The organism is Sphaerisporangium rhizosphaerae (assembly GCF_042665155.1).
Taxonomy (GTDB): domain Bacteria; phylum Actinomycetota; class Actinomycetes; order Streptosporangiales; family Streptosporangiaceae; genus Sphaerisporangium; species Sphaerisporangium rhizosphaerae.
On sequence record NZ_JBHTCG010000011.1, the window covers coordinates 188,768 to 215,108 of the forward strand.

Below are 26,341 nucleotides of genomic sequence, written 5' to 3' on the forward strand. Positions count from 1 at the left end.
CGGCTGGATGAACCCCCGCGAACCCGGACGGACGGCCTCTAGCCGGCCGTCGGGGTGGCGGCCGGGGTGGGCAGGAGGGGGCGGCACTTCTCCAGGGCCTTGGCGACGGCCGGGTCCTTGGTGTCGAAACGGCGCACGCCGCCGCCGGCCGGCAGGTCGGCGCCGTTGTCCTTCATGCAGGACCGGAAGGCCGCGAGCGCCGAGGGGTCGAAGCCGCCGCGCCGGCCGCCCTGACCCGCGCGGCCCTGCGGCATCAGCGAGCGGCACGCCTCGAACGCCTTGCGGGTCTGCGGTGACATGGTGCCGAAGCCCCTCGGTCCGCCGCTCGGCCGAGCTGACGGGGAACCGCCCGGCTGAGCCGTGGGTGCGCCGCCAGGGCGGCCTGTGGGCATGTTCACGCCGTTCTTGCGCATGCACTCGACGAACGCGGCGGGAGCGCCACCGGTCCGGCCCGGTGCAGGCTGGGCGCCGGTCGTGGCGGAGTCGGAACCACAGCCGGACGCCAGCAGGACGGTGGCCACCGCCGCGACGCCGAGGACATGAGGCAACGCATTCACGAAGTGAACTCCATCGGGGGACCGAGGGACTCTGGCGGTATCCATGGAAGGCCACCAAACTCAGCGCCAGGTACGACAAAGCTGAATTTCCGCTGTCAACCACCGGGCCCCGGCGCGGTCAGGACGGGGTCGCGTCGGTGGGCAGGGCGACGCGGAAGGTGGCGCCGTGGCCGGGGTCGCTGTCGAGGGTGATCACGCCTCCGTGGGCCTGGACCAGGGCGGCCGCGATGGACAGGCCGAGCCCCGTCCCGCCCGCCCCGTTGCGCGTGCGCGAAGGGTCGGCGCGGTAGAAGCGCTCGAACACCCGCTCGGCGTCCTGGACCGGCAGCCCCGGCCCCTCGTCGGCCACCTCGATGACGACGTGCCCGTCCAGGTTGCCCACGCCGACACGGAACGCGGTGCCGGCGGGGGTGTGCCGCAGGACGTTGCCGACCAGGTTGGCGACCACCTGGCGCAGCCGCGCCTCGTCGCCGGTCACGGTGACCGTCCCGTCGGAGCCGTCCAGGCGCACCAGGTCGATCTCGCGGTCCGGCGCGAGCGTCTGGGCGTCCAGGACGGCCCCGGCGGCCACGCTGAGCACGTCGACCGGCTGCCGGTCGAGCGGGCGCTGCTGGTCGAGGCGGGCGAGCAGCAGCAGGTCGTCCACGAGGAGACCCATGCGGGTGGCCTCGTCCTCGATGCGGCGCAGCAGCCTGGCCGCCTCCTCAAGGCTCGGGGCCTCGTGCCGGTAGAGCTCGGCGAAGCCCCGGATGGAGGTCAGCGGGGTGCGCAGCTCGTGGGAGGCGTCGGCGACGAACCTGCGCATGCGGTCCTCCGACCGGCGGGCCTCGAAGGCCGACTTGCGCGCGGCGATCTCGGAGGCCTCGCGGTCGTCGAAGGCGGCCTCGATCTGGGCGAGCATGCCGTTGATGGCCCTGCCGAGCCGTCCCATCTCCGTCCGGCGGTGCCGCGGGGGCAGGCGGCGGGACAGGTCGCCGCCGGCGATGGCGCCGGCGGTCCGCTCGATCTCCCCCAGGGGACGCAGGCTGCGCCGGACCAGCCAGTTGCAGGCCAGGCCCAGGGCCAGCAGCGCGCCGCCGCCGACGCTGGCGACGATGACGGCGAGCCGGGTGACGGTGGCGTCGATGTCGTCCATGCGGACGGCGATCACGCGGATCCGCCGGTCGTCGGCGACCACGATCGCCCGCCAGCGCGTCCCCTCGCCGGACTCCACGGTGAACGGGCGGGGCCGCGCGGAGGCCGCCCCGCCGGCCTGGGCCGGTGACAGCACCGGCGGGGAGGAGCCGGGCGGCTCCTGCAGGGTGCGCTCGACGCCGCCGTCCGGCCGGAGCACGGCCATGTAGAACAGGCCGAACTGCTTGAGCGGGCGGGTCACGTCGCGTACCTGCTGCTGCACCGCAGGGTCGCGCCGCAGCTCCGCGGCCACCCGCAGTTGCTGGTCGACGCGGTCGACGAGGTAGCCGCGCAGAAGCTGGACGGCGGCGCCACCCGTCAGCGCGATCGCGAGGGTGACCAGCGCCAGCGTCCCCGCGACCAGGCGCAGCCACAACGGCGACCGGGCCGCCCACCGTCTCATCGCACGGACCGGGCTGATCGCCCAGACCGGGATCATCCTGCGGACCGGGCTGATCGCCCAGACCGGGATCATCCTGCGGAGCGCGCTCGTCGCACGGATCGGGCTCATCCTGCGGGCCGGGCTCATCGTGCGCTCATCCGAGGTGCGGGAGGACGGTCACAGGCGTGGGGCGCGCAGGACGTAGCCCACTCCCCGGAGCGTGTGGATCAGCCGCGGCTCGACGGTGTCGATCTTGCGCCGCAGGTAGGAGACGTAGGACTCCACCACGTTCCGGTCCCCGCCGAAGTCGTAGTTCCAGACGTGGTCGAGGATCTGCGCCTTGGACAGCACCCGCCCGGCGTTGACCATGAAGTAGTGCAGCAGCTTGTACTCGGTCGGCGACAGCTTCACCCGGGCGCCCCCGCGCCACACCTGGTGGCCTTCCTCGTCCAGCTCGAGATCGGCCACCTGGAGCCGCGTGGGCAGGTCAAGGTCGCCCCGCGTGCGGCGCAGCACGGCCCGGATCCTGGCCAGCACCTCCTCCAGGCTGAACGGCTTGGTCACGTAGTCGTCGCCGAGCCCGAGCCCGGTCAGCTTGTGCTCGGTCTCGTCCCGCGCGGTGAGGAAGAGAACCGGGGTGCGCCTGCCGCCGGCACGCAGCCGGTTCGCCACGGCGAAGCCGTCCATGTCCGGCAGCATCACGTCCAGAACCACCAGGTCGGGCCGGACGCGGTCGACGAGCTGCACGGCCTCGCGCCCGTCCGCGGCGGTCACGACGTCGAACCCCGCGTAGCGCAGCGTCGCCGACAGCAGCTCGCGGATGTTCGGCTCGTCGTCGACGATGAGCAGCTTGGCCTCACCGGACATGCGGACCACCCTGCACCGGGAAGGCATCGCGTGCCCAGGAGCCGTGCCGTCCTGGAAAGGCACTCCGTGCGGTGGAGGCGGGACTCGCCGGGGGGCCGGGGCGTGCTGGGGCGTCCATCAGCCGCGTCCGCGAGGGCCGGCGAAGCCGCCGGCGCCGCCCTGGTTCACCGAGGTGGCGGTGACCGAGCCGTCGCTGCCGCGCTCGCCCTGCACGACGATGGTGCTGCCCGGCTTGAGGTCCTTGACCTTACCTTCCTTGCTGACCTGCACCTTGGTGCCGTCAGAGGTCTTGACCGTGACGATGCCGCCTCCGGTGGTCTCCAGGTAGATCTTGCCGCCGTCGACGAGCTTGACCGTGCCGACCGTGAGGTTGCCGAACGCGCCGCCCGCGCCCCCGGCGCCCGCCTGTCCCTGCCCTCCGTTCCTGCCCTGGCCCTGGCCCGCGCCGGGGAAGCCGAACCTGCCGCCCCCGCCGGCCCGCTGCCCGGCGCCCGCGCCGCCGCCCCCGCCGGCCAGCAGGCCCTGGATCGCGGCCTGCCGGGAGCTCGCCGCGCCCCAGAGCTTCTGGAGCTGGATGCCCACGACCATGCCCGCCACCAGCAGCACGGCCGCGGCGAGGGCCATGGTCAGCGTGGACATCCGGCGCCGCTCGGGGCGGGCCGCGAGTTCGTCGTCCAGGTCGTCCTCGAAGGGCGAGGTCGAAAGCAGCTCGTGCGCCGTCACCGGTTCCTCCGTCGTGTACGGCTTGCGCCTGCTCGTACTCATGATCACTCCTTGTGCGACGGCCCTACGTCACTCGTGCCGCAGCGCTTCGATGGGACGCAGCTTCGCCGCCCGGTTCGCCGGGTAGCTGCCGAAGAACAGGCCGATCGCGACCGAGACGCCGAGGGCCAGCACGATCGACGTCGGCACCACGACCGGCCGCACGCCGGCGATGGTGAACCTGGTGCCGATCAGCGCGATGGCCACGCCGAGCAGCCCGCCGATCAGGCTGAGCATCGTGGCCTCGGCGAGGAACTGGCCGAGGATCGCGCCGCGCGGCGCGCCGATGGCCTTGCGGATGCCGATCTCGCGGGTCCGCTCGGTCACGGTCACGAGCATGATGTTGGTGATGCCGATGCCGCCCACCAGCAGGCTGATCGCGGCGACGGCCCCCAGCAGCACGGTGAAGGTGCCGGTCGCGGCGCTGACCGTCTCCTGCAGCGTCGCCTGGTTGAGGATCCGGTAGTCGGCGGTGGCGGTGCCGGTGATGCCGTGCCGCTGGTCGAGGGTCTGGGTGATCTCCGACTGGGCCGCGTCGACCGCCGTCGCGCTCTTGGCCTGGACGATGATCTGGCCGAGCGGCCCGAACCCGGTGAGGCTCTGCTGCACGGCCGGAAGGGGCGCGACCGCGACGTCGTCGGCGTCCTGGAAGCCGGCCGACCCGGCGGTCTTGAGCACGCCCACGACCGTGAACGGCACCCCGCTGATCGTGATCTGCCTGCCGACGGGGTCCACGGAGCCGAACAGGTCGTCGGCCACCGTCCGCCCGATGACGATGATCTTGCGGGCGGCCAGCACGTCCTCGTTGAAGAAGTACGACCCCTTGTCCACCGGCTTGTTCGAGGCCTCGAAGTAGCTGGGGTAGGTGCCGACGAGCTGCGCGATCGCGTGGCTCGCTCCCTGGTAGGTCGCCGTCTGCGCCGAGGCCGTGACGACGGGGGACACGCTTTTGACCGACGGGGCGTTCGCCGGGTCGGCCAGCGCCCTGGCATCGTCCAGGGTCAGCTCCTTGGCCTGGGTGCGCGGGCCGGTGGCGGCCTGCTGCTGGTTCCTGCCGCCCCCGCCGCCGAGGCCGAAGAACCCTCCGCCGCCCCCGCCCCCGCCGCCGCCCCCGCCACGCGCTCCGCCGCCGGTGAACGACTGCATGACGGTGAGGGTGTTGGAGCCCAGGCGCTGGATGTTCTGCTGGATCGCCTGCGAGGAGCCCTCGCCGACGGCGACCAGCATGATGACCGCCGCGACGCCGATCAGGATGCCGAGCGTGGTCAGCGCGCTGCGCATCTTGTTGGCCGTGAGGCCGCGCACGGCGAAGCGCAGGACTTCCAGGGCGTTCATCGGTCCCTCACCACCTGGGAGGACAGCCGGGGCGGCGGTCCGTCGACGGGAGCCTGCCGCCGGTCCTCGACGACCTGGCCGTCCACCAGGCGGACGACCCGCTTGGCGTGCGTGGCCACGTCGTCCTCGTGCGTGATCAGGACGATCGTGCGGCCGGCGTCGCTCAGCCGGTCGAGGATGGCCAGCACGTCGGCCGTGGATTTGGTGTCCAGGTTGCCGGTCGGCTCGTCGGCCAGCAGCAGCGACGGCGCGGTCACCAGGGCGCGGGCGACCGCGACCCTCTGCTGCTGGCCGCCGGACAGCTCGTTCGGCTCGTGCTGGACGCGGTCGGACAGCCCCACCTGGTCCAGCGCCGCGAGGGCCCGCCGCCGGCGCGCGCCCGCGCCGACCCCTCCGTACGCGAGAGGCAGCTCCACGTTGGCCAGCGCGGTCATGCGGGGGATGAGGTTGAACGACTGGAAGACGAAGCCGATCTTCCGGTTGCGCAGGATCGCCTGCTGCCGGTCGTCGAGCGCCCCGACGTCGGTGCCGTCGATGAGGTACGCGCCGGCGCTGGGCACGTCCAGGCAGCCGAGGATGTTCATCAGCGTCGACTTGCCGGAGCCGGAGGCGCCCATGATGGCGACGAAGTCGCCCCGCTCGACCTCGAGCGTGACGCCGCGCAGCGCCTGGACGCCGGTGTCCCCCTCGCCGTAGACCTTCGTGACCCGCCGCACGTCGAGGACGGGCGGGGTGCGGCCACCGGCGTGCCGCACCGGCACGCCGGACCCGTGGCGCGGCACGCCGCCGTCCGGACCACCGGCGTGCGGCGCGGCGCCGTCCCGGCCGCCGCCGGCGCTCTCCCAGGGGGTCACTGGCCTGCTCCGCCGCGGCCGATGCGGACGGCGCCGCCGCCGGGGAAGCCACCGCCGGGGAAGCCGCCCTGCAGGCCGCCCGTGCCGGCCGTCGTGCTCCGCACCACCGCGTCGCCCTCCGACAGGCCGGACCTGATCTCGGTCAGCGTGTCCCCCTTCACCCCGACCTCGACGGTCTTGGCGACCTGCCTGCCGTTCGACAGGACGGTGACGGTGTCCTGGCCGCCCGCCGTCCTGACCGCCGAGGTGGGGACGGTCAGCACGTCGTCCGCCTTGGCGACGATCACCTGGACGCTCGTCGTCTGCCCCAGGCGCACGGTCTTCGGCACGTCGGTGAGGGAGATCGTGGCGGCGTACTGCACCACGTTGTTGCTGGTCTGCGCCACCGGGTCGATCACCGTCACCTTGCCGGAGGCCGTGACGCCGGGCAGGGCGTCGAAGGTGACGGTCGCGGTCTGACCGGACTTCAGCTTGGTCACATCCGACTCGGTGAAGTCGCCGACGACCTGGAGCCTCCTGGTGTCGGCGATGTCGATGAAGCCGCCGGAGGACCCCGATGACCCGGAGGAGCCGGAGGCGCCCGAGCCCGCCGAGGAGCCGCCGGACGATCCGCTCGCCCGCGCGCCCGACACGGCCGAGGAGCCCGTACCGCCCGAGGAACCCGTGGAGGAGCCGCCCGACCCTGCGGACGAGCCGCCGACGGCGCCGTTGACCGCGGTGATGGTGCCGCCGAACGGCGCCTTGAGCACCGTGCCGTCCAGCGTCCGCTTGGCGTCCCGGTAGGCGTTCCTCGCCTGGATGTACTGCGAGTAGCCCGACGCGGTGGTGGTGTCGCCGTCCTGCGCCGCACTGAGGGAGGCCGCCGCGGCGTCCAGGTCCTCCTCGGCCGCCGTGTCGTCGACCCGGGCGAGGATCTGGCCCTTGGTGACCTTGTCGCCGCTCTCGACGTAGATCTTCTCGACCGTGCCGCTCGTGCCGAAGCTCAGCGACCGGGTGTTCGCGCTCTCCACCGCGCCGGAGGCCGAGACCGAGGACAGGACGGTGCCCCGGGTGACCGGCGTGGTGGAGGGCGCCGCCTCGGCGGAGGAGCCCCCGTTCAGGGAGGCGTACGCGACGCCCGCGCCTCCCAGCAACAGCACCCCGAGGGCGCCGTTCACGATCAGCGCTCTGCGCTTCGTCGACAACTTCACGACCACTGAGCCTGGACCACGCCGCTTGGGCCAACCTCCGCCGTCCCTGAAGGTTTGCTGAAAAGCCGGGCGTCTCGCGGGCGCCTGAGCGCCGCCGGGCCACGTCCCGCCTGCCCCTGCGCATCGAAACCGCAGCTCAGGAGGGTCGCATGCGAGGGCGATACACAGGAAACTCTCAGGCCGGGCTGAGCTTGGAGTCACGTCCGGTGACCAGGATTGGCCGCATGAGATCGAGCAATCCGCCAACCGTCGCGCGCGTCGGGGGACTCGCGCTCGCCGGGGTCGTCCTGGCGGCCGCCGGGCTGGTCTACCTGGGCGGCGGCGACGCCCCCGCGGCCGCCCGCGTGGAGCTGGCGTCGGCCAGGCGGGGCACGATCGTCAGCGGCGCCTCCGCGGCGGGCAGCACCGTGGACGCCCACATCCGCGACCTGGCCTTCGGCGCGGACGGCACGGTGGAGAAGGTGTACGTCTCGGTCGGGCAGAAGGTGCGCGAGGGGCAGGTGCTCGCGCGCATCGACGACACGATCGCCCAGGAGGACCACACGGCCGCCAAGGCGGCCCTCGCCGCCGCGGAGGAGACCCGCGACGAACTGGAGGAAGCCCAGAACACCCCCACCGGCGCCCGCGACCGAGCCGGCCCCGGCACCCCACCCCCCACCGGCCGCACCCCCACCAGCCGACCCTCCGGCACCCCCTCCGGGCGGCCCTCCGGCAGCCCATCCGCACAACCCTCCGGCGTCCCCTCCGGGCGGCCTTCCCAGCAGCCCTCGGGGAGACCGACCGGACGTCCCTCAGGTACTCCCACCGGACGACCTTCGGGCGCCCCTTCCGCACAACCCTCCGGCACTCCTATCGGGCAGCCCTCCGGAGGACCGACCGGGCGCCCCTCCACGACACCGACCGGACGGCCCTCCGGAGGGCCGTCGGTCTCGCCTACGGGAACGCCGGCGTGTCCGCAGACCAGTGCGAATCCGCGGCCTTCGGGATCAGCGGCCCCCGCCACCCCCTCGCCGAGCGCCGTTCCCAGCGTGGGGTTCACCATCACGCCGAACGCGATGCGCCTGGCCGCGGCGACCGACGTCGTCCCGCTCTCCTACTCGGGCGGCCACGGGCCCGCAGGCGGTCCGGGGGCCGGTGCGGCCGGCGGCGAAGGCCCTGTGACCGGCGGCGATCACGCCGACGCCGGGGAGCCGTCCCGTGAACACGATGCCGCCCCCCACCTTGAGCCCACCCCCACGCCCAGCCCCACCCCCACACCAAGCCCGACGCCCACCCCGACCTTGACTCCGACTCCGACTCCGACTCCGCGACCGGCCAGCACGAGATCGCCACGATCGTCCAAGCCGGCCACCCCTCGACGGTCCCTCTCCACACCACGGCCGACGGCCTCCGCCGCACGGCCGTCCGCCTCGGACGGTAGGGACGGGGGCGCCGGTGGCCACAAGGCCGCAGGACGGCACGGGCTGAAGCCGGCCGGAACCCACATCCCCAGACCGACCGGGACCCCCACCCCAGGACCGGCCCGGCCCCACACCTCCGAGCCGGCCAAATCCCCCACCCCCGGACCGGGCGAAGCCCACACCTCCGGACCGGGCGCAGCCCACGGCCCCACACCGTCCGCGCCCCCCACGCCGTCCGCGCCTCCCAGGTCCTCCGCGACTCCCACCCCTGACGCCTCGCCGTCCGGTGTTCCTACGCCCCGGCCCATGGCCACGCCCGACCACACGAGGTCGCACACGCCGAGGCCCGTTCCCACCGTCGTCCCCGTCGACCCGTCGCCGACCGGTTCGGCGCCCGGCCCGCAGGACAGCGGCACGCCGGCCCCGCGTCCCACCCCCACCTGCGGTACGCCGACCGGCCAGGACGGCCGTCCCGACGGGAACCCGCAGGGTCATGACGGGCGGAACGGCCGCGACGGCAACGGCCAGGGCGGGCGGAGCGGACGGTCCGGCCAGGCCGGTCGGTCCGGGCGCACCGGCCTGGGCGGTCAGAGTGGCCGGGGTGTCCAGGGTGGTGAGAACCGGCAGGGCGGTCAGGCGGTGACCACGGTGGCCGAGGCGGAGGCGAACATCGCCAAGGCCGAGACGACCCTGCGGCGGACCGAGGAGGCGCTGGCCGGAGTGACGATCAAGGCGCCCGCCAAGGGCACGATCTTGACGGTCTCCGGCGCGGCCGGTGCGGCGGCCACGGCCGGGTCACCGTTCATCACGCTCGGCGATCTCGACGAGCTGCAGGTGCGGGCCATGTTCTCCCAGACCGACGTGGTGCGCCTGAAGGTCGGCCAGTCCGCGACCGTGTCCCTGGCCACCCGGCCCGGCGTCGCCTACCGCGGCAAGGTCGCCCACATCGACGTGACCGCGACCGCGACCAACCGGCTCGTCCAGTACGGGGTGGACATCGCCTTCGTCCGCCGGCCCAAGGGACTGCTGCTCGGGCAGTCGGCCACCGTCCAGGTGACGCTGGACCAGGCGCGGGACGCGGTGTACGTGCCCGCGCAGGCCGTACGCACCCGGGCGGACGGCGTCGCGACGGTCCTGGTCCGCGACGGCGGGCGAACCGTCGAGCGCGCGGTCGAGCTCGGCGTGCGGGGCGACCAGTACGTCGAGGTCACCTCCGGCCTGGCGGCAGGCGACCAGGTCGAGCTGCCGGGCGCCGCGGGCGGCTTCCCCGCCGACGGATTCCCCGGCCTCCCCTCCCCGATACCGTCCCCCTCACGAACCCCCTGACCCGCTCGACGCCGGGCTTGGCCGTGAAAGGCCGCCGACCCGGTGCCCAGGGGTCCGCCGCGATCGCGACGGGACCCCTGGCCGGGTGGTTCAGACGCCCAGGGCCTCCGCTGCCAGGGCGGTGCCCTCGACCCGGGCCGCGATCTTGGCGAACGCGGTGTCGCGCGAGGTGGAGGTGTCGTCGGCGAACGGCGCGAAACCGCAGTCGTCGCAGGTGCCGAGCCGTTCGGCGGGCAGCCGCCGCGCGGCCTCCAGCACCCGGTCGCGCACCTGTTCCGGCGTCTCGACGGCCGGGTCGATGGGGTCGGTCACGCCGACGAAGATCCGGGCCTGCGCGGGGAGGTGCGCGGCGATGAGGTCCAGCACCCGCCCCGGGTCGGCCTCGCCGGCGAGTTCGACGTAGAAGTTGCCGGCCCGCAGGGTGAACAACGTGGGCAGCAGAGCGGCGTAGTCGACGTCCGCGCTGTGGGTGGAGTCCTGGTCGCCCCCGGGACAGGTGTGCACGCCGATGCGGGCCCGCTCGGCGTCGGTGAAGCGCTCGAGCACCTGGTTGTTGAGGGCGACGAACTGCTCCAGCAGCCCCCCGCTCGGGTCCAGCTTGAGCGACAGCCGCCCTTCGGTGAAGTCGAGCTGCACCACGTGCGCTCCGGCGTCCAGGCAGCCCCGGATGTCGGCCTCGGCCTCGGCGACCAGGTCGTCGACGAAGGCCTTGCGCGGATAGCCGGCGATGCCGTCGGCCGGGTAGAGCAGGCTGAGCGCCGAGGGGGCGATGACCGCCTGCTTGACCGGCAGGGCGGTGTGGCGGCGCGCGGCCCGCAGGTAGGTCGCGGCGCGCTCGCCGTAGCGGAACGGCCCGGTCGTCAGACGGGGAAGCTGCCGGGTGTGGCCGTCGGCGAACGGGATGACCGCCCCGTCCGCGGCCAGGCCGTCCAGCCCGGCGATCGGGTAGGTGGCGAAGCTCGGCTTGGACTGCTCGCCGTCGACCAGGACGGGGCTGCCGATGCTCTCCAGCCTCGCGATGGTGTCGGCGACGGCCGCATCCTGCGCCGCGGCCAGGTCGTCATCTCGTAAGCGGCCCGCCGCGTGGTCCGCCATCGCGGTCAGCAGAGCGGAGGGCCGGGGAATACTGCCAATGGGTTCGGTGGGGATGCTCATTTCGCGAGCGTAGATAACGACCGTTCGGCCGATCAATGATCGGTCCGGAACCGGACGCCCGCCGGCACCCGCCCCGCCCGCCACCCATCGACGCCCTGAACGGCGGCCCCAGCGAAGACCGCGGGAGCCCCTGATGCGCCGTCCAGGAACGTTCACCGGCTCGGGCGCCGTAACCGGCGCCGGCATCGCCGTACCACGACCCGCCGACCCGGCGCCGACCACCTTCAGCACATGGCCAGGGGGGAAAGCATCCGGCGCGGGACACTACAGGGACGGGGGCAGGACGTCGGGGGCGAGGGGGAGGGTCACGCGGAAGGTGGCGCCGGCGCCGGGGGCCGTGCGCAGGGTCACGGTGCCGCCGTGCGCCGCGACGAGGCCGGCGACGATCGCGAGGCCGAGGCCGCTGCCACCCGCGGCCGCGCGGGAACCCGCCGCGCCCTCGCCGACCGGAGACCCAGTGCGGACCGGAGACCCAGTGCCGACCGGAGACCCAGTGCCGTCCAGAGACCCAGGGCCGTCCAGAGACCCGGCGCGGACCGGAGACCCAGGGCCGACCGGTGAGCCGGCGCCGACCGGTGAGCCGGCGGGTGTGTCTTCCCGGGGGCCGGGTGGGAGGGGGGTACGGGTTCTGGCGGGGTCGGCGCGGTAGAAGCGTTCGAAGACGCGTTCGGCCTGTTCGGGGGCCAAGCCGGTGCCTTTGTCGGCGACCTCCAGGAACGCGGCGGCGCCGTCCGTCCCCGCGCGCACGGTGATCGGCGTGCCGGCGGGGGTGTGGGTGAGGGCGTTGCCCACGAGGTTCCCGATGATCTGGCGCAGCCGCACCTCGTCGCCGGAGACGATCGGGGCGACGTCACCGGCCACCTCCAGCACCAGCTCGCGGTCGGCGGCGAGGATGCGGGCCTCCTGCACCGCGTCGGCGGCCAGGGCGAGCAGGTCGACCGGGCTCATGGTGAGCGGCCGCTGCTGGTCGAGGCGCGCGAGCAGCAGCAGATCCTCGACCAGGACGCCCATGCGGGCGGCGGCGTCCTCCACCCGGCGCATGAGCCGGGCCGGGTCGCCGGCGGGATTCTGCCGGTAGAACTCGGCGAAGCCGCGGATGGAGGTGAGCGGCGTGCGCAGTTCGTGCGAGGCGTCGGCGACGAAGCGGCGCATGCGTTCCTCGGAGGTGCGGGCCGCCGCCTCGGAGATCTCCCGCGCGTGGAACGCGGCCTCGATCTGGGCGAGCATGCCGTTGAGTGAGGCCGCCAGGCTGCCCACCTCGGTGCGCGGGTCGCGGTCGGGCACGCGGCGGGCGAGGTCCCCGGCGGCGATGGCGGCGGCGGTGTGCTCCATCTCCACCAGCGGCCGCAGGCTCCTGCGGACGATGACCACGCCGAGGACGGCCAGGACGACCATGACCAGGCCGCCGCCCAGCAGTTCGGTGAGGGCGAGGCGGGCGGTGATCTGGGCGACCGAGGACATGTCGATGGCCACGACCACGCTGCCCACGCCCGCCACCGAGGCGGCGCGCAGCCGCCACTCGCCTCCGCCCGACTCGGCGGGGACGGTCTGCGGGCGCCACGCCGAGGCGGCGAGGTCCGGCAGCACCGGCCCGGGCCGGTGCTCGGCCTCCAGTCCGGCGAGGGTGGCGACGACCCGCCCTTCGCCGTCGCGGAGCTGGATCAACCCGTCGGGGGGCACGCGACTGCCGAGGCCGGGCCCGCGTTGCAGGCGGTGGGCGACGTCCTGGACGAAGGTGGCGAGCTGCTGGTCGACCCGGTCGACGAGGTAGCCGCGCAGCACCGACACGCTGCCCGCGCCGATGCCGGCGAGCGCGATGGCGACGAGCGCGAGCATGGTGGCGATCAGCTTGATGCGCAGCGGGGTCCGGGCGAACAGGGACGCGACGACCGCCCGCCGCCGGGCGAGCGCGGACGCCACCGCCCCGCCGCCGCGGACGGCCCGCGAGAGGGGCGGTGAGGAGACGGGCGGAGGAAAGGCGGGCGGTGAGGAGTCCGGCGGAGGGGAGGCGGGCGCGGTCATGGGGGCGGGGTGCGCAGGACGTACCCGACGCCGCGCAGGGTGTGGATGAGCCGGGGGGTGGTGTTGTCGATCTTCCTGCGCAGCACGGAGACGTACGACTCGACGATGCCGGCGTCGCCACGGAAGTCGTAGTCCCACACGTGGTCGAGGATCTGCGCCTTGGACAGCACCCGTCCGGCGTTGGCCATGAAGTAGCGCAGCAGCTTGAACTCGGTGGGCGAGAGCGGGACGACCGTGCCCCGCCGCCACACCTCGTGGCTCTCCTCGTCCAGCTCGATGTCGGCGAAGGTCATGCGGGGCGGCGGCGCGGCCGGGTCGCCGGCGGTGCGGCGCAGCACCGCCCGGATGCGCGCGACCACCTCTTCCAGGCTGAACGGCTTGGTCACGTAGTCGTCGCCGCCGAGGGTGAGCCCCCTGATCTTGTCCTCGGTGGCGTCCCGCGCGGTGAGGAAGACGACCGGAGTGTGCGCCCCGCCGCCCCGCAGGCGCCGCACGACGTCGAAGCCGTCCATGTCGGGCAGCATGACGTCCAGCACGATGAGGTCCGGCCGGCGGCGCTGCGCCGCCTCCACCGCCTCGGCGCCGTTGCCGGCCGGGGTCACCGAGAACCCGGCGAAGCGCAGGCTGGCGGACAGCAGCTCCAGGATGTTCGGATCGTCCTCGACGACCAGCAGGCGGGCTTCAGGCGATTCGCTCACCTTCCTATAGTGGCCTGCCCGGATTAAGCCGAGATGAAAGAAACGATGTGCCGGGCGATGGCCAGGCTGGACGTGGCGGCCGGCGAGGGGGCGTTGCGCACGAGGATCACCGGGCCGTGGACGTCCACGACGAAGTCGTCCAGCAGGCTCCCGTCCCGGCCGACGGCCTGGGCGCGCACCCCGCCGGTGGTCCGCACCAGGTCGTGCGGCGCGAGGACGGGCACGTAGCGGCGCGCGGCGGTGAGGAACGCCCGCTTGGCGAGCGAGCCGTAGACCTCGGCCAGGCCGGTCCTCCAGTGCCGGGCGGCCATCCGCCGGGTGCCCGGCCAGGTGAGGATGTCGCGCAGGTCGCCGGGCGACACCTGCCGCCAGGAGTAGCCTTCGCGGGCGAGCGCGAGCACGGCGTTCGGCCCGACGAGCACCTCGCCGTCGATGCGGCGGGTCAGGTGCACGCCGAGGAAGGGGTAGCGGGGGTCGGGCACCGGGTACACCAGCCCGCGGACCAGGCCCTTGGCGGCGCCGGCGAGCTTGTAGTACTCCCCGCGGAAGGGGACGATGCGCACGTCTCCGGCGTATCCCCCCATCGCGGCGACGGCGTCGGACTGCAGGCCCGCGCAGGCGATCAACCGGTCGAAGACCAGCCGCGTCCGGCCCGCCAGCACCTCCACGCCGCGCGCGGTCTCGCGCAGCGCCCGCACCGGCCGCCCCAGGCGCACGCTGCCGCCGCTCGCGGCGACGTCCTCGGCCAGGCGACGGGCGACGGCGGGGAAGTCGACGATGGCGGTGCGCGGGGAGTGGACGGCGCCGACGCCCACCGCGTGCGGCTCGATCTCGCGCAGTCCGAGGGCGTCCAGTTCGGCGACGTCCGGCACGCCGTTCTCCCTGGCGCGGGCGGCGATGCGCCGCAGGCCCGCGCGCTCGGTCGCGGTGGCGGCGATGACCAGCTTGCCGATCTCCTCGTAGGGGATGTGGTGCTCGGCGCAGTACTCCCGCAGCAGCGCGGCGCCCTCGCGGCAGAGCCTGGCCTTGAGCGAACCGGGCGTGTAGTAGATGCCGGCGTGCACGACGCCGCTGTTGCGGCCGGTCTGGTGAGCGGCGACGCGGTCCTCCTTGTCCAGGACCGTCACCGTGGCACCGCGCACGGCCAGCTCACGGGCCACCGCCAGCCCGAGGATGCCCGCACCGATGATTCCGATTCGCTCGCTCACAAGCGGATATTTTGCTCTGTTCGCGCAGGCCGCGCCAGACGACCGGCGTCCGGCCGGGGCCGGCCGCCGGACATGACGCGGGCAAAGGTTCGGGAAGGTCCAGGAAAAGCCGCATAACGGCCAGCAGACTATCGAACAGACATTCGATACACTTTCTGGCGTGTACCTACCACCGGGATGGCCGCCCGAGGTCCGCCCGCCGGGAAGCCCCGACTGGGAGACCTCGGCCGTGGCGTGGCTGCTCGACGCGGTCCCCCCGGACTACCGGGCCTACGGCGTGCTGCGCCGCCACCCCGTGGCCCTGGCCCGCATGGCGTCGCACCACGTGAACGCCACGGTGGAGGCCGCGCGCACCGGCTACCGGCGCGCGGCGGTCGAGCTGAAGGAGTACCTGCCTCCGCACGCCGTCGAGGCCGTCCTCGCGGCCTACCGCCGCGAAGGCCCTCGGCTCGTGAGCCTGGCCGCCTCGATCGAGCTGGTCGAGCACGCCCTGCGCGGCGAGCCGTTCGTCGCCCGCATGGACACCTCGGGACAAACAAGATCGTCCAGGTAAAACCCTGGGGCGCCGCGGCCCAAGAGTCTCCCCCTCCCCTCGGTTCGGTGTTTCCGCAGGGCATACCACGACAGGCACGCCGGCATGATCCGCACTGATGTTCCGGCGTGCCCTCCGGCCCCGACCTCCCGGGGCATGTCATCGGATCGAGGGGAAGTTCATGAATTCAGCCCATGCTCTGGCGTCCCTGCCACAGCGTGTCCTCCTTGCCGGCGCCACGGCGCTCCTCACCGTCCCCGCCCTGGGGATCTCCTCCGCATCGGCGCAGTCGTCCCCCTCCGCGCCCGCGGCGCTCCCGGCCACCCCGCCGGCGCCCGCCCCCGCCTGCGTGATCAGCAACGGAGGGTTCGAGGAGCCCACCGGCCTGCGCGGCGCCGGCAACATGCGAACCGACATCCCGAACTGGCGGACCACCTCCACCGACCGGGTCATCGAGGTCTGGGGGCCCGGCAACGCGCAGGCCACCGGCAGCGAGGTCCCCGCCGACTCCGGCACCGGTTTCGCCGCGATCAACGGCGCGCAGGCGTCCGGCCTCTACCAGGACATCGCCACCACCCCGAAGACCGTCCTGGTCTGGCGGCTGGCGCACCGCGCGCGCAGCGCCGGTCCCGACCAGAAGGACGTCATCCGCGTCAGGATCGGCACGCCGGGCGGCACGACGGCCCAGATCCCGCTGGGGCAGACCGGCACCGACATCGCCGACGGCGGCGACTCGTGGGGCCACCACACCGGCATCTACCGCGTCCCCAAGGGCCAGAAGCTCACGCGGTTCTCCGTCGAGGCGGTGTCGTCGGCCGAAGGCACCCCGAATCCGGGCAACTTCCTGGACTCGGTGGAGGTGACCTGCAGCCCGCCGTGCCCGAAGGGCCGGCTCCTGCACCGGGCGTGCGACGCCTGGGGCCTGCCGCTGTACCGCACCCCCGTCGCCCGGCCCTGGCACACTCACCACGGGCGCCCGTCGCGTCCCGAGCCCATCACTCCCGTTCCCGGGCCCATCGGCGCCGACTCGATCCTCCCGCGCCCGGCGCGGTGAGCCGGCGCCGCTCCGCGACGGCACCATGGACGCGTAGCGGCTGATCCCGGCGCGAGAGCCGGGGCCGCCCTCCGGGACCGCGTGCACCGGCCCCGGAGGGCGGCCCCACGGCACGAGCCCACGCGGCGGGTGCGGGCCACGCGGGCCGCGCGGGTCGCGGCGAGCTCGCCTGACGCAGGGAGTTCTCCCGACGGTGCGAGTTCAGCCGACGCGGCGGGTTCGGCCGACGCGGCGGGGTTCAGCCGACGCGGCGGGCGATGACCGCGATGATGCCGGTGGCGCCCAGGGCGACGCCGAGCCACAGGACGATGAGCTCCGTGGGCACTCCTCCGTCGTCGCCGTCGCTCGCCGCCGCGTGGGAGGCGGCGACGTCGGGCGCGGTCGCGGCCTCGGACGGCGTGACGCTCGGCCGGGGCGACGCCGTGCGCGCGGGCCCGCCCGCAGCCCTGCCCGGCAGGGCCGCCGCCGGGAGCGGCACCTGGTACACCGGGCTGCCGGCCCCCTCTGTGCCGGTGAGCAGCGACCTGCCGTCCCTGGTGTAGGCGATCGACTCGGCCTGCTGCAACGACGGCATGGAGACACGGGTGATCAGATCGCCGGGCGCGCGGTAGACCGACGCCGAGAAGTAGGTGCGGATCACGAAGCTCGACCCGTCGGGCGCGTAGGCGGCGTCGGTCGCCATGATCGGCGCCGGCGCGACCCGGCGCAGGATGTTCACCCTGTCGGTGCGCAGCTTGGCCGGCGCGGCGTACACCGAGCCGGCGAACTCCTTGCTCACGACGTACAGCCGGCCCGTGGTGGGGTGGACCATGATGCCCTCGGCGTTGCGGTTGCCGTCCTTGTACCGGAAGCGGTAGCGGGTCGCCGGCAGGGTGGCGTCCCGCAGCACCTTGGGCTCCTCGACCTTGTAGATCGAGTAGTCGGGCCAGCCGCCGTTGAGGTTGTCGCCGATGTCGGCGAACCACAGCACGCTGCGCCCGGTCGCCGGGTCCACGGAGGCGGCCATGGCCTCCCAGTCGCGGGCCGCGGCGCCGGCGACGGTGAACGTCGCCAGCGTGCGGCCGTCGGTCCCGACGGCGTAGAACTGCGGCCCGGCCCCGCTGTCGTTGTGGGTGTAGACCACGTTCTTGTGCGTCGGGGACACCGCGAGGCCGCTGGACTCGCCGATGCGCGGGTCCTTGAAGCGGAACAGCAGGCGCGGCCTGCCGTCCTCCGGCCGGTCGCCCCCCGTGCCTCCCGTGCCGCGCGGCCGCGCGGCGCCGTGCTCCGCGGTGTCGGTGGCGGTGGAGGTGGAGGCGGTGCCGGTGGTGGCGGCGGACGCCGCGACCGGCCCCGCCACCGACATCCCGAACGCCGCCAGGACCGGAACCACCGCGGCCACCCGTCTGCTCCCCATTGGCACATCATGCCCCGCGGTTCCCACCGGCGCGCCGCAGCGACCGCGCGGTTCGGTACTGAGTTGGGATAGGTCTGGTCGGGACACCGTCCGGGCCCGAGCACGGCACAGGGCACGGGCACAGGGCACGGGCCTGAGCACGTCACGGGGCACGGGGCTGGGCTGGAGTGCACTCCAGGTGTTTAGGGTGAGTGATATGGAATACGTACACCTTGGACGCGCCGGACTGTCCGTGAGCCGACTCTGCCTCGGCACCATGAACTTCGGGCCGGTCACCTCGGAAGAGGACTCGTTCGCCATCATGGACAGGGCGCACGAGCTGGGGATCAACTTCTTCGACACGGCCAACGTCTACGGCTGGAAGAAGGGCGAGGGCGTAACCGAGCAGATCATCGGACGCTGGTTCGCCCAGGGGGGCGGCCGCCGCGAGAAGACCGTCATCGCCACCAAGCTGAACGGCGCCATGGGCGACTGGCCCAACGACGGCAAGCTGTCCGCGCTCAACATCCGGCGGGCCTGTGACGCCTCGCTCAAGCGGCTCCAGACCGACTACATCGACCTGTACCAGATGCACCACGTCGACCGGAACACCCCGATCGACGAGATCTGGGAGGCCATGGAGGTCCTGCGCCAGCAGGGCAAGATCGTCTACGTCGGGTCGTCCAACTTCGCCGGGTGGCACATCACCCAGGCGCAGGAGGCCGCCAAGCGGCGCCACTTCACCGGTCTGGTCTCCGAGCAGTCGCACTACAACCTGCTCACCCGGACCGTCGAGCTGGAGGTGCTCCCCGCCTGCGACGAGTACGGACTCGGGGTGATCCCGTGGAGCCCGCTCGCCGGCGGCCTGCTGGGCGGCATCCTCCGCAAGATCGACAAGGGCCGCTCCGCCTCCGAGCACGTCACCGCCGCGCTCGAGAAGCACCGCGACAAGATCGAGCGGTACGAGGCGTTCTGCGACGAGCTGGGCGAGCAGCCGGCCGACGTGGCGCTGGCCTGGCTGCTGCTGCAGCAGGCCGTCACCGGGCCGATCATCGGGCCGCGGACGGCCGAGCAGCTCGACGGCAGCCTGCGCGCGCTGGAGATCGAGCTGGACGACAAGGCGCTCGCCACCCTCGACGAGATCTTCCCCGGCCCCGGCGGCCCGGCCCCCGAGGCCTACGCCTGGTGACCATCGGGGAGCGCGCCACTGCGCCGCTCACCATCACGGGCCTCCGGCGCCGCGCGCCGGGGGCCCGTCGCCGTTCCCCCACCCAGGGCTCTCGCCGTACCGCCCACTGAGACGTCTCGCCGTGCCGCCCACCGAGGCGGAGGACCGCGGGCCCGGACCGGTGCCCGCTAGGACAGCAGCGCGCCGATCACCACGATGACCACGAGAAGCGCGAGCACGGTGGGCAGCAGCCAGCGACGGGGACGGTCCACGCCTTGGAGCCTAGCCGCGTCCGGTGAGTGGCCAGGCCCCGAGGGCCTCGTAGCGCACCGACGGCCCCTGGTGGCTGCGCATGAGATGGACGGCGTCGGCGCGCCACGGCGTCCCGGCGAAGGAGGCGAGCGCCTCGACCAGCGGTCGGACGTCGGCGCCCGTGCGCGGACGGGCCCGGGCCAGGGTGAGATGGGGGCGGAAGGGCTTGTCGTCGGGCGGCCCGGCCCCGGCGCGCCGGGCGCCTGCGGCCAGCGAGGCGGCCAGGCGCGACAGGCCGGGACCACCGCCGTACACGCCCAGCCACACGACCTTCGCCTGCGCCGGAGAGGAGAACGCGCCCGCGGCCCCGAACGACAGCCTCATCGCCGGGTGGCGTCCGGCGGCCCGCGCCAGCCGCACCGACAGCTCGGGCACCACCTCCCCGGCGACCTCGCCGAGGAAGCTCATCGTGATGTGCCACAGCTCCGGCGCGACCCAGCGCAGCTCGGGCCAGCCGTCCCGGTGGGGCTCGAGGGCCGCGGCGACCTCAGCGAGCGCCTCCGGGGGCGGCGACAACGCCACGAACAGCCGCATCGCGCGTCCTTCCCTCGGCGAACCGGGTGAGCAGCATCGCCAGACCGACGCCCAGCAGGCACATCACTCCGCAGATCACCACTCCGAGGCGGGGCCCGGCGAGCTCGCCGACCCAGCCGATCAGCGGTGCGCCGATGGGGGCGCCACCGGTGAACACCAAAACATAGATTCCCATGACCCGGCCGCGCATCTCCGGTGAGGCCGCGAGCTGGACCGAGGAGTTGGCGGCGGTGTTCGTCGTGATCATCGCCATGCCCGCCGGCATGAGCAGGAGCAGGAACACCGGGTAGGCCGGCGCGAGGCCCGCGGCGATCTGGGCGACGCCGAAGCACACCGCGCCACCGATCAGCAGGCGGCGGCTCGGCCGGGCCCGCCGGGCGGCGAGCAGCGCCCCGCCGAGGGCTCCGACCGCGAACACGCTGGAGGCCACGCCGAAGGAGGAGGCGTCCTGGCCGAACACCTGCTTGGACATCAGCGCGATGCTCATGGAGAAGCTCGTCGCGAACATCGCCACGAACGCCACCAGCAGAATCGGCATCAGCAGCTCCGGCCGGCCCCACACGTGCAGCAGGCCCTCGCGCAACTGCCCCTTGGCCCGGGCGAGCGGTTCGGGAGTGCGCAGCTCCGAGCCGCGCATCATCACCAGGCCGGTGATCACCGCGGCGAAGGACGCCGCGTTCACCAGGAAGATCGGCCCCGTCCCGCCCAGCGCGTAGATCAGCACGCCGGCGATCGCGGGCCCGACGACCCGGGCGAGGTTGAAGGTGGAGCTGTTCAGCGCGATCGCGTTGGACAGGTCCTGGCGGCCGACCATCTCCACCACGAACGACTGGCGCGTCGGGACCTCGACGCACGAGACGCAGCCGAGCATGAAGGCCATCACGTACACGTGCCACACCTGGGCGTGCCCGGTGATGGTCAGCAGGCCCATCGTCAGCGCCAGCAACCCCAGCAGGGACTGGGCGACCATGAGCAGCGGGCGCTTGGGGTAGCGGTCGGCCAGCATGCCGCCCCACAGCCCGAACAGGACCACCGGCAGGAACTGCAGGGCGGTCGTCACGCCGAGCGCGGCCGAACTGCCGTGGGCCAGTTCCAGCACCAGCCAGTCCTGGGCGGTGCGCTGCATCCAGGTGCCGACGTTGGACACGACGCTGCCGGAGACGAACAGCCGGTAGTTGTGGTTGCGCAGCGAGCGGAACATGCCGCCGCCGGTCCGCTGCACGGTCTCGGCGCCGCGGGTCTCCTCGGCCTGCACCTCCGCGAGCTCCGAGCGGCGTACGGCCTCCGCCCGGCGACCGGCTGTCCACCGGCGCACCGCTCTCGACCGGCGCACGGCCTTCGCCCGGGAGCCGGCCGCGAGGCGATCGGGCGCCGCGGCCGGCGTGCCGGGTTCCAGAGGGTCGGCGGACCCGTCGTCCGCGGCCTTGGGTTCGGTCACATCTGCGAGAGCTTCTCCAAGATCGGCGCCGCGGCCCGCAGAGCCGCCCGTTCCTCCGGCGTCAGCTCCATCAGCCGCTGGGCGAGCCACGCCTCCTTGCCCCGGCGCTCCTGCTTGAGCAGCCCTCGCCCGGCTTCGGTCACGCTGACGGTCACCTGCCGCCGGTCGGTCTGCCGCGGAGCCCGGGCGACCAGGCCCCGCTCCTCCAGCGCGGCGATCACCCGGGTCATCGAAGGGGGTTGCATCTTTTCGAGCTCGGCCAATTCGCCAGGGGTGATCCCTGAGTGCCGTTCTACGGCGGCGAGCGTCGCGGCCTGCGTGGGGGTCAGCTTGTGGGCTCCGCCCTGACGCCGGAGCCGCCTGGTCAGCCGCGCCAGTGACACGCGTAGCGCGGACGCCAGCCCGGCGTCGCTGCGCAGGTCCAACTGGCGCTCCGTCTTTGGGGTGTTCGTTAGCATAGGTCATTACCTTCGCTAACTATATACGACAACACATGATTCCCGATGGCTAGGAGGGATTCCGAGACGCGCGTCACCACGGAAAGCGCCGAGCGGCCGTGGCCGCAGGTCAGAGGGAGCAAGGACGGCCGACCGCCACGGGGTGGTGAAGGCGGGAGCGGCCGGCCATCACGGCGCGGTGGAGGCGGGAGCGGCCGCCAGGTCCTCCGCCGCGCCCCCCTCGGAGGCGCGCATGGTGCGCACCTGGCGCGAGAGCAGGGTGAGCGCCGAGGCCACGACGATCAGCGCCGCGGCGCCGTACTGCGTGGGCGACAGCCCGATGTGCTCGGCGATCGGCCCGGCGAGCAGCGCGCCGAGCGGCATCGCCATGACCGAGCCCAGCGCGTCGTAGGCCGAGACACGGGCCAGCCGCTCGGTGGGGATCCTGCGGGCCAGGGCGACGCTCCACTGCACCATCATGACCTCCATGCCGAGGCCGAGGAGCCCCGCGGCCACGCACACCACGGGCAGCGGCCAGTGCATGGCCAGCGACAGCGGGGCGACGGCTATCGACGCGCCGATGATGGCCACCGCCAGGATGGGACGCCGCGGGGTGTAGCGCAGGGACACCACGCCGCCGAGGATCAGGCCGAGCGCCTCGGCCGAGTTGATCAGCCCCCACGCGGCCGGACCGCCCATCTCGGCCTTGGCCACGGCGGGGCCGAGCACCATGAAGCCGCCGTACCAGGCCATGAGGACGACGCAGAACTGCACCACGATGGCCCACAGCCACGTGTGCGAGACGAACTCCGACCAGCCGTCCCGCAGGTCGCCGATCATGCTGCCGCCCCCCGCGCGCCCGTGCCCGGTCGCCCGGATGGAGAGCAGCATGGGGATCGTCCCGAGCAGCCCGACGCCGCAGACGGCGAGCGCCCACCCGGGCCCGGCGACCGCGACGACCACGCCCGCGACCGCCGCGCCGCCCATCTGGGCGAAGTTCATCGCCAGTCTGCTCACGGCGTTCGCCTGCTGCAGAACCCCGTCGGGCACGATCTTGGGCAGCAGGGCCTGCGAGGCGGGGTAGAACACGGCCAGCCCCACGCCGGTCAGCGACTCCAGCACGATCATGTGCCAGAGCCGCACCTGGCCGGTGAGCACCAGGATGCCGAGCAGTCCTTCGGCCACCGCGATCATGACATTGGCCGCGACGATGACCCGCTGCGGCGGGACGCGGTCGGCGATCACCCCGCTGATCAGCGTGAAGACCAGCGACGGCGCGATCTGGGCCGCGAGCACGTACGCCAGGTCGGCGGTGGACCCGGTGAGGTCCAGCACGGCGAACGAGACGCCCACCAGCGAGAACGCCACGGCGGCCGGCGCGAGGAAGCGATCGGCGAGCAGCAGCCGGAAGTCGCGGATCTCGAACACCGGAAAGCGGCGGGCAAGGGCGCGCCAGAGCATGACCACGGTCCGATCGGGTTGGAAACGACTTTCGACGGTAACCGGGCCCGCGCGCGACGGGCAATCGATTTACCGCCCGGTACGTCAGCCCAGCCGGGCGGCCTGCGGACCAGACGATTCACCGCCCGGCACGCACGTCAGCCCAGCCGGGGGCCCGCGGACCAGAGTACGCGCCCCGCATGAGCTGCGGTTCCTCATGGTGCCGGTCTCCGTCACGCGGCCGTCCCGCACGGGCGGGCGTCCAGTGCGGCGCCCGTGTGGCCGGCGGGCGGCCCCGCCGGCTCACTCCTCCCCGCGAGCCATCGCGCGCAGGCCGGCCAGCATGACCGCCAGCCCCTCGCCGAACTCCTCGGCGACCGGGACGCGGCGCCCCTCGACGGCCGTCTCCGCCAGCAGGGGGAACTCCTCGCGCGGCAACTCGGCCATCCGCGCGGTGCCGGCGCCGGACAGCGGCCCGAGGTGCTCCATCTGGATGGAGCCGATCAGGTAGCCGAGCAGGGCGCGCAGGGCGACGACGCGGTGGCGGCCGGTGAACCCGGCGCCGGCGAGCACGGCGAGCACCGCCTCCGACCAGCGCAGCACGGCGAGGGAGGTGTGGCGGTGGGTCAGGGTCAGCGGCACGACCTCGGGGTGGGCGCGGACGGCCGCGCGCACCCGTTCCACCAGGGCGGTCAGCTGCCGCGTCCACGAGCCGTGCGGCGGCCGGACGTCCACGCCGGACAGCACGAGCTCGACCACCAGCCCCTCCAACTGCTCGCGGTCGGCGACGTAGCGGTACAGCGACATCGTGCCCATGCCGAGCCGCACGGCGACCGCGCGCATGGAGAGCGCCGCGAGGCCGTCCCGGTCGATCACCGCCAGAGCGGCGGCGGCCAGGTCGTCCTGGGTCAGCGAACGAGGTCGGGGCACGGCTTGACAGCGTACAACATACGCTCATAGCGTCGTAGGCGTACACCGCACTCCTACGTCCCCGGCCTTCCCCTCGGCGCTCGCCACGCCCCCCACGGCTACCCGGCCACCTCAAGGGCCCCTGGGCCCGCGTCCCGCTTCTGAGAAGGTGCACCATGTCCCGACCCGCGAACCCCCGGCGCGTCACGCCCGGCATGTCGATCACCGGGCGCCGCCTGGCCACGGTCACCGGCGGACCGGTCGCCGTCCCGGAGGCCGGACGGCTCACCCACCTGCAGTTCCGCCGCTTCGCCGGCTGCCCGGTGTGCAATCTCCATCTGCGCTCGGTGGTCGCACGGCACGACGAGATCCTCGCCGCGGGGATCCGCGAGGTCGTCGTGTTCCACTCCTCCGCCGAGGACCTCCGCCCGCACGTGGCCGACCTCCCCTTCGCCGTCGTCCCCGACCCGGGAAAGCGGCTCTACGCCGAGTTCGGCGTCGAGGCCGCGCCGCGTTCGCTCCTGCACCCCCGCGCGCTGTGGGCGATCATCCAGGGGGTGCTGCGCGACCTCGGCCCCGTCCTGCTCCGGCGCCGCCCCGCTCCCTCCCTCGTCCCGCCCGGCGGAAACCTGGGCCTGCCCGCCGACCTCCTGATCGACGGCGAAGGCCGCGTCCTGGCCGTCAAGTACGGCGACCACGCCTACGACCAGTGGCCCGTCGACACCCTCCTCGCCCTCGCCCGCGCCCACTCCACCACCCCTCCCTCCAGCACGCGACAGAACCGGTGAACCCCTCCCCGGCGCGGAGCCACACCGGTGAAACCGCTCTCCTAGCAGGGCCGCACCGGTGAACCGTTCACCCGCGACCAGCGCGTCCGCCGCCGCGACCGGTCCCGCCCTTTACGCCCCGCCGGAGCCGCCTCACGCTCGGTGCTGACACCCACGGGCCGTCCTTGACCGACAGGGGAACGATGAGATTCCGCACACCGCCCTTGTGCGCCGCCCTCGCCGCCGCATTCCTCACCGCCGTCCTGGCGGCCACCCCCGCGGTACAGGCCGCCGCCTTCACCACGACGTCCGCCGAACGCGCGGCCGGCACCTCCGCCGAGAGTGCGGCCGGCGCCCTCACGGCACGCGCGGCCGACACCACGCCGCCGTCCCGGCCGACCGGGCTGGTCAACTGCCCGGTGCCGAGCGCCACCACCGGGTACGTCGCGGTATGCTGGACCGCCTCGACCGACGACCAGGGAGTCACCGGCTACGACATCTACCGGCTGGAGACCGGCGGCTTCGTGCGGGCGAGCAGCACGACCGGCACGGTGGGCGGGTTCTCCGGGGTCCTCGGCCGCGCGTACACCCTGTACGTCGTGGCCAAGGACGCGGCGGGCAACATCAGCCCGCCCTCCAGTCTGATCACCGTCGGGGCGAGCACCGGCATGACGCCCAGCCCGGGACCCTCGCCGAGCCCGACGCCCACCGGCGACGTCGTGCCGCCGTCCCGGCCGACCGGGCTGCGAGAAGGGTGCCTGGCCGACTTCCCCGGCGTGGCGTTCTGCTTCGACCCCTCGACCGACAACGTCGCGGTCACCGCCTACGACGTGTACCGCGAGACCGCGACCGGGTATCTCAAGGCCGGGACGGTCAACCCCTCGTCCTACCTGATCTTCACCGAGGGCGGCCTGGTGACCGGGACGCGCTACACCTATGTGGTGGTCGCCCGGGACGCGGCGGGCAACCTCAGCGCGCCTTCGGTCCCGATCGTGGCCACCGCCCGCTCGGGCCTCCCCGTCCCGACCCCCACGCCGACGCCGACCCCGAAGCCCACCCCCACACCGACGCCCACCCCGACGCCGACGCCGACGCCGAGTCTGTCGTGCGCCGTGACCTACGCGGCCACCGTGTGGAACACCGGGCTCAGCGCCTGGCTGTCGATCAAGAACACGGGCGCCACGCCGATCGACGGCTGGACGCTGACCATCGAGTACGCGGCGCCCGACCTGACCCTGACCACGGCCCATTCGGCGATCTGGGCCCAGACCGGCTCCCGGATCACCGCGACGAACCTGCCGTGGAACAAGGTCATACCACCGGGCGGCTCGGTGCTGATGGGCTTCAACGCCGCCCACAACGGACACCCCCCGGTCCCCACGCGATTCCTGGTCAACGGCGTCCCCTGCGCCACCGTCTGACCGGGCCCGGCCCGGCCGCCGCCTC

General features: G+C 73.7%; 23 protein-coding genes. 6 read left to right on the forward strand and 17 right to left on the reverse strand.

From position 1 onward, the window contains the following. Positions 1-38 precede the first annotated feature (38 nt). From ACFQSB_RS18950 to ACFQSB_RS18980, 7 genes are all read right to left on the reverse strand, one after another. Positions 39-557, reverse strand: a complete 519-nt coding sequence (locus ACFQSB_RS18950; RefSeq protein WP_380828020.1) for a hypothetical protein — start codon at positions 555-557, stop codon at positions 39-41. Positions 558-675: 118 nt separating this feature from the next. Beyond that, complete coding sequence (locus tag ACFQSB_RS18955; protein WP_380828022.1) at positions 676-2,241, reverse strand: sensor histidine kinase; 1,566 nt, start codon at positions 2,239-2,241, stop codon at positions 676-678. Positions 2,242-2,289: 48 nt separating this feature from the next. Next, positions 2,290-2,979 carry a response regulator transcription factor gene (locus tag ACFQSB_RS18960; protein WP_380828023.1) on the reverse strand — a complete coding sequence of 230 codons (690 nt, stop codon included), beginning with the start codon at positions 2,977-2,979 and terminating at the stop codon, positions 2,290-2,292. Positions 2,980-3,096: 117 nt separating this feature from the next. Beyond that, complete coding sequence (locus ACFQSB_RS18965) at positions 3,097-3,744, reverse strand: hypothetical protein (RefSeq protein WP_380828024.1); 648 nt, start codon at positions 3,742-3,744, stop codon at positions 3,097-3,099. A gap of 27 nt (positions 3,745-3,771) precedes the next feature. Next, positions 3,772-5,076 (reverse strand): ABC transporter permease, encoded by a 1,305-nt coding sequence (locus ACFQSB_RS18970; RefSeq protein ID WP_380828026.1) that lies wholly within the window; start codon positions 5,074-5,076, stop codon positions 3,772-3,774. Then, entirely contained in the window at positions 5,073-5,831 is a 759-nt protein-coding gene (locus tag ACFQSB_RS18975) for an ABC transporter ATP-binding protein (protein WP_380828093.1), read from the reverse strand. Before ACFQSB_RS18975 ends, ACFQSB_RS18970 begins: the two co-directional genes overlap by 4 nt. Positions 5,832-5,926: 95 nt before the next feature. After that, the gene (locus ACFQSB_RS18980) at positions 5,927-7,120 is read right to left on the reverse strand and encodes an efflux RND transporter periplasmic adaptor subunit (protein ID WP_380828027.1); all 1,194 of its coding nucleotides are present in this window, start codon (positions 7,118-7,120) and stop codon (positions 5,927-5,929) included. A 224-nt stretch (positions 7,121-7,344) separates the two neighbouring features. Between ACFQSB_RS18980 and ACFQSB_RS18985 the strand changes: the two genes are divergently transcribed. Continuing rightward, on the forward strand, positions 7,345-9,846 hold the full coding sequence (locus tag ACFQSB_RS18985) for an efflux RND transporter periplasmic adaptor subunit (RefSeq protein ID WP_380828029.1): 2,502 nt from the start codon (positions 7,345-7,347) through the stop codon (positions 9,844-9,846). A 90-nt stretch (positions 9,847-9,936) separates the two neighbouring features. Here ACFQSB_RS18985 and ACFQSB_RS18990 read toward each other — a convergent pair whose 3' ends face one another. The 4 genes from ACFQSB_RS18990 to lhgO form a co-directional block, all read right to left on the reverse strand. Further along, complete coding sequence (locus tag ACFQSB_RS18990) at positions 9,937-11,001, reverse strand: cobalamin-independent methionine synthase II family protein (protein WP_380828030.1); 1,065 nt, start codon at positions 10,999-11,001, stop codon at positions 9,937-9,939. Positions 11,002-11,265: 264 nt separating this feature from the next. Beyond that, positions 11,266-13,023 (reverse strand): sensor histidine kinase, encoded by a 1,758-nt coding sequence (locus tag ACFQSB_RS18995; protein WP_380828031.1) that lies wholly within the window; start codon positions 13,021-13,023, stop codon positions 11,266-11,268. Beyond that, the gene (locus tag ACFQSB_RS19000) at positions 13,020-13,721 is read right to left on the reverse strand and encodes a response regulator transcription factor (protein WP_354845490.1); all 702 of its coding nucleotides are present in this window, start codon (positions 13,719-13,721) and stop codon (positions 13,020-13,022) included. Before ACFQSB_RS19000 ends, ACFQSB_RS18995 begins: the two co-directional genes overlap by 4 nt. Before the next feature lie 23 nt (positions 13,722-13,744). Next, positions 13,745-14,929 carry an L-2-hydroxyglutarate oxidase gene (gene lhgO / locus ACFQSB_RS19005; RefSeq protein ID WP_380828032.1) on the reverse strand — a complete coding sequence of 395 codons (1,185 nt, stop codon included), beginning with the start codon at positions 14,927-14,929 and terminating at the stop codon, positions 13,745-13,747. A gap of 160 nt (positions 14,930-15,089) precedes the next feature. On the opposite strand from lhgO, the gene ACFQSB_RS19010 reads away from it, so the two are divergent. Together ACFQSB_RS19010 and ACFQSB_RS19015 are read left to right on the forward strand one after the other, a co-directional pair. Beyond that, positions 15,090-15,482, forward strand: a complete 393-nt coding sequence (locus ACFQSB_RS19010) for a hypothetical protein (protein WP_354845485.1) — start codon at positions 15,090-15,092, stop codon at positions 15,480-15,482. A gap of 160 nt (positions 15,483-15,642) precedes the next feature. Next, the gene (locus tag ACFQSB_RS19015) at positions 15,643-16,515 is read left to right on the forward strand and encodes a hypothetical protein (RefSeq protein WP_380828033.1); all 873 of its coding nucleotides are present in this window, start codon (positions 15,643-15,645) and stop codon (positions 16,513-16,515) included. Positions 16,516-16,753: 238 nt separating this feature from the next. Here the strand turns inward: ACFQSB_RS19015 and ACFQSB_RS19020 are convergent, their stop codons facing one another. After that, on the reverse strand, positions 16,754-17,911 hold the full coding sequence (locus ACFQSB_RS19020) for a hypothetical protein (protein ID WP_380828035.1): 1,158 nt from the start codon (positions 17,909-17,911) through the stop codon (positions 16,754-16,756). A gap of 196 nt (positions 17,912-18,107) precedes the next feature. On the opposite strand from ACFQSB_RS19020, the gene ACFQSB_RS19025 reads away from it, so the two are divergent. Beyond that, on the forward strand, positions 18,108-19,079 hold the full coding sequence (locus ACFQSB_RS19025) for an aldo/keto reductase (protein WP_380828036.1): 972 nt from the start codon (positions 18,108-18,110) through the stop codon (positions 19,077-19,079). Between the two features lie 261 nt (positions 19,080-19,340). On the opposite strand, the gene thpR is transcribed toward ACFQSB_RS19025, so the two are convergent. The 5 genes from thpR to ACFQSB_RS19050 form a co-directional block, all read right to left on the reverse strand. Next, positions 19,341-19,904 (reverse strand): RNA 2',3'-cyclic phosphodiesterase, encoded by a 564-nt coding sequence (gene thpR / locus ACFQSB_RS19030; RefSeq protein ID WP_380828037.1) that lies wholly within the window; start codon positions 19,902-19,904, stop codon positions 19,341-19,343. Continuing rightward, positions 19,858-21,342, reverse strand: coding sequence for an MFS transporter (locus tag ACFQSB_RS19035; protein ID WP_380828039.1), 1,485 nt, complete (start codon positions 21,340-21,342; stop codon positions 19,858-19,860). The genes thpR and ACFQSB_RS19035 overlap by 47 nt, the downstream gene beginning before the upstream one ends. Then, a complete protein-coding gene (locus tag ACFQSB_RS19040; RefSeq protein WP_354928474.1) occupies positions 21,339-21,800 on the reverse strand; it encodes a MarR family transcriptional regulator in 462 nt (153 codons plus the stop codon). The genes ACFQSB_RS19035 and ACFQSB_RS19040 overlap by 4 nt, the downstream gene beginning before the upstream one ends. A gap of 168 nt (positions 21,801-21,968) precedes the next feature. After that, positions 21,969-23,240 carry an MFS transporter gene (locus ACFQSB_RS19045; RefSeq protein WP_380828094.1) on the reverse strand — a complete coding sequence of 424 codons (1,272 nt, stop codon included), beginning with the start codon at positions 23,238-23,240 and terminating at the stop codon, positions 21,969-21,971. Between the two features lie 282 nt (positions 23,241-23,522). Then, positions 23,523-24,149, reverse strand: coding sequence for a TetR/AcrR family transcriptional regulator C-terminal domain-containing protein (locus tag ACFQSB_RS19050; protein ID WP_380828041.1), 627 nt, complete (start codon positions 24,147-24,149; stop codon positions 23,523-23,525). Positions 24,150-24,304: 155 nt separating this feature from the next. Between ACFQSB_RS19050 and ACFQSB_RS19055 the strand changes: the two genes are divergently transcribed. Next, positions 24,305-24,916 carry a peroxiredoxin-like family protein gene (locus ACFQSB_RS19055; protein WP_380828043.1) on the forward strand — a complete coding sequence of 204 codons (612 nt, stop codon included), beginning with the start codon at positions 24,305-24,307 and terminating at the stop codon, positions 24,914-24,916. A 182-nt stretch (positions 24,917-25,098) separates the two neighbouring features. Then, positions 25,099-26,316, forward strand: a complete 1,218-nt coding sequence (locus ACFQSB_RS19060) for a cellulose binding domain-containing protein (protein ID WP_380828045.1) — start codon at positions 25,099-25,101, stop codon at positions 26,314-26,316. Positions 26,317-26,341 lie beyond the last annotated feature (25 nt).